Origin of the sequence: Bacillus sp. AP50, assembly GCF_040492675.1 — a bacterium.
Taxonomy (GTDB): domain Bacteria; phylum Bacillota; class Bacilli; order Bacillales; family Bacillaceae_G; genus Bacillus_A; species Bacillus_A cereus.
Window position 1 is genome coordinate 1 of sequence record NZ_JBEUTW010000593.1, and the last position, 2,987, is coordinate 2,987.

A 2,987-nucleotide genomic window follows, 5' to 3' on the forward strand; every position below is an offset into this window, starting at 1 on the left:
CGTCTACCGATTTTAATATCCGTATTCCTTCAAGTACACATATATATGATTTGATTTTATACAAAAACCATGAATTATTAAAAATTTAGTTTCAGATAGAATACGAGACCATAGGAGTTGGTGTTTCTTAATCCAGAATACATTACTGGGTCTTTTTTTATTAGTACAAGATATAAATCGTCTGTTTGAATTATATAGTTGAGAAGGAATGCTTAATAAAGAAGGAGGATCATGATGAAATATCAAACAATATTTCCCTCATTAAAAAAATCGCTTTTTATCTTTATACTTTCTTTCAGTATGTTAATTTTCACACTCCCTACCTCTACCTTTGCACAATCCAATAGCAATGTAATTTCTGTTACAAATTCCTATGTATCTCCAACAGGAAATGACCTCAATCCCGGCACATTAGATCAACCTTTCGCTACCATTCAAAAAGCTGCTAATGTCGCAAAAGAAGGAAGTACAATCTACATAAGAGGCGGAGTTTATAACCAAAAAGTTCGTGTCGCTCATTCTGGTACCTCAGGAGCACCCATTACTTTTCAAAATTATCAAGATGAAAAAGTCATTCTTGATGGTTCTAAAGTCAAGTTAGAAGATGATGGGTTATTTACAATAGAAGACAAAAACTATATTCAAGTAAAAGGATTAGAATTTCGTAACTTAAAGTCAACGAAAGTTAACGAAACCCCTATTGGTATTTATATCACTGGAACAGGAAGTTGCATTGATATTAGAAATAATTATATTCACCACATTGAAGCAAATGTTAAGGATGGAAATGCACACGGTATTGCTGTATACGGTACTTCATCTAGTGCACAAAATAATTTAAATCATATTGTCATCGATCATAATGAAGTAGCAAATTTGAAGTTAGGACTGAGTGAAGCAATTGCTGTGAATGGGAATGTAGATTCCTTTGAAGTTACCAATAACAAAGTACATGATAACAACAACATTGGAATTGTTCTGATTGGACATGAAGGCGTATCTCCAGTAGCTTCTTTAGATCAGGCACGAAATGGAGTTGTTCGTAATAACATTGTCCATCACAATTCATCCATCAATAATACTAGTTATAATGAATATTCAGCTGATGGTATTTACGTGGATGGCGGGAAGGAGATTATCATTGAGCAAAATCAAAGCTATGAAAATGATCTCGGTATTGAAGTAGCTAGCGAACATGCAGGAAAAAGCGCAAGCCAAATTACCGTTAGGGACAATACAATATCCAATAATATCATGAGTGGCATTGCAATTGGTGGATATGATAGTCAGCAAGGATATGCCGAAAATAATACGATTACAAACAATGTAATTTATAAAAATGATACAAAAGATCAAGAGAGTGGCCAAATCGAATTAAATTACGATACCCGGAACAATGTAATTACCAATAACCAAATCTATGCAAGTAATAGCCGTATTTTTATTAGCAATAATTTTAATAAAAACACAGGAAACAAGCTTGATTACAATCATTACTATGGTGAATTCGATCAAAGTAATGGCTTATGGCAATGGAAAAGAAAAACATATAAAGGATTTTCATCTTATCAAGCAGGTATGAACCAAGAAGGAAATGAACAACATAGTGTATTTAACAAATTATCACCTGCATTCAAATTAATTGAAAAATAAAGCAAATCTACTAAAACAGCTGTATCTTAGCTTATTTCATCTCCCCTCTTCTATAAAAGTGAACGTAGAGGAGCTATCAATCTCCATTATTAACAATAGAATTGGCACCTTTTATATATTGCATACAGATGTTTGCGGCTCTCTTTTATCTACAAACCAGGTATTCGCAAATTGATGTTGATTTGTAATGAAATTTAAACAAAAAACCACAAACCCATAATTTATGGTAAACAAAAAGACTCCACTTTGAAAAAGGTTTAATCAAAATGGAGTCTTTTGTTAGAAATCTGCATTTAGTTTTTATAAAAAAGATTGTTCAAAACTCATGAACATATCTATCATAATCATTTACTCATACATGAGCTATTCTTCAAACCAAAACAGAACTTCAAGAGGTGCTTTTAAAACCTTCGCAATATCATAAGTAAGTTTGAAGGAAGGGTTATATTTTCCATTTTCGAGATTGCCAATTGTTTCCCTTCTAACACCAACCTCCTTGGCTAAATCTTCTTGAGACATATTTAGCTTTACTCTATATTCTTTCATTCTAGTCTTAAGTGGCATCTTGCATTCCTTTCTTTTCTCTGCGCTCAAATATTTCTAAATTAATTATAAATGTGCCTAAAGGTATGAAAAATGAAATTATAACGAATAACCGAATTATATGTAAATTTTCTAATATAAAAACACTCAAAAGTAGTATACTTCCTAGTACTACTGCTACGAAAAAAGCTCTTGTAGCGGCGATCCGAACATGCAGTATAAAAAGCTCATCTGGTACTACTTTTGCATATGCGAAGAAGAAAAAGAAACCGAAAAAATAATATGCCCATGAAATATTACCTAAAAATGTAAACGGACCTAAAAACCCCAAAAAACCGAGAAATCCTAAATAAGACAACTTATTTTTCATAAAAACCCCCATGTGATGTATTTCGCTCTTTATGTTATGAATATATCACATTAACTTTAAAATAAAAAGGACTGAAAACAGTACAATTTTTATAAACGATACGTCTATTTAATAAAGAATACAACTTTATTAAATAGTAACACAAACAAATATTATATGATAAATAAGAAGAGTCCATTTTGACATAAGCTTGTTCAAAATGAATTCATTCTTTGTAAATTGGTATGCGATTTACATAAAAAGTTTGATCGTTTTGTTACCCATTATTTTGTTTCGTTCTCCGTCAATTTAAGTACCTTACTTCACATTATTTTTAATAGAGATAAATATAATGACTGTTAACCACTATGTTTGTGATACTATATATATTAATAATATCAATACAATGGAGGTCTACAACATGAAAAACATAAAGGAATTC

3 protein-coding genes are annotated in these 2,987 nt (G+C 31.2%); 1 reads left to right on the plus strand and 2 read right to left on the minus strand.

What is annotated here, in order from left to right; translation table 11 throughout:
• The first annotated feature begins 234 nt into the window (after positions 1-234).
• Entirely contained in the window at positions 235-1,653 is a 1,419-nt protein-coding gene (locus ABWK52_RS27025) for a right-handed parallel beta-helix repeat-containing protein (protein WP_353772268.1), read from the plus strand.
• Between the two features lie 363 nt (positions 1,654-2,016).
• On the opposite strand, the gene ABWK52_RS27030 is transcribed toward ABWK52_RS27025, so the two are convergent.
• On the minus strand, positions 2,017-2,217 hold the full coding sequence (locus tag ABWK52_RS27030) for a helix-turn-helix transcriptional regulator (protein ID WP_001128812.1): 201 nt from the start codon (positions 2,215-2,217) through the stop codon (positions 2,017-2,019).
• Positions 2,207-2,566 carry a DUF3796 domain-containing protein gene (locus ABWK52_RS27035; protein WP_000791768.1) on the minus strand — a complete coding sequence of 120 codons (360 nt, stop codon included), beginning with the start codon at positions 2,564-2,566 and terminating at the stop codon, positions 2,207-2,209. The genes ABWK52_RS27030 and ABWK52_RS27035 overlap by 11 nt, the downstream gene beginning before the upstream one ends.
• Positions 2,567-2,987: the final 421 nt, after the last annotated feature.

Excerpts from the sequence above, each read along its gene's own strand:
- ABWK52_RS27025 (WP_353772268.1), top strand. The coding sequence starts at position 235 with ATGAAATATCAAACAATATTTCCCTCATTAAAAAAATCGCTTTTTATC.
- ABWK52_RS27030 (WP_001128812.1), bottom strand. The coding sequence starts at position 2,217 with ATGCCACTTAAGACTAGAATGAAAGAATATAGAGTAAAGCTAAATATG.
- ABWK52_RS27035 (WP_000791768.1), bottom strand. The coding sequence starts at position 2,566 with ATGAAAAATAAGTTGTCTTATTTAGGATTTCTCGGTTTTTTGGGGTTT.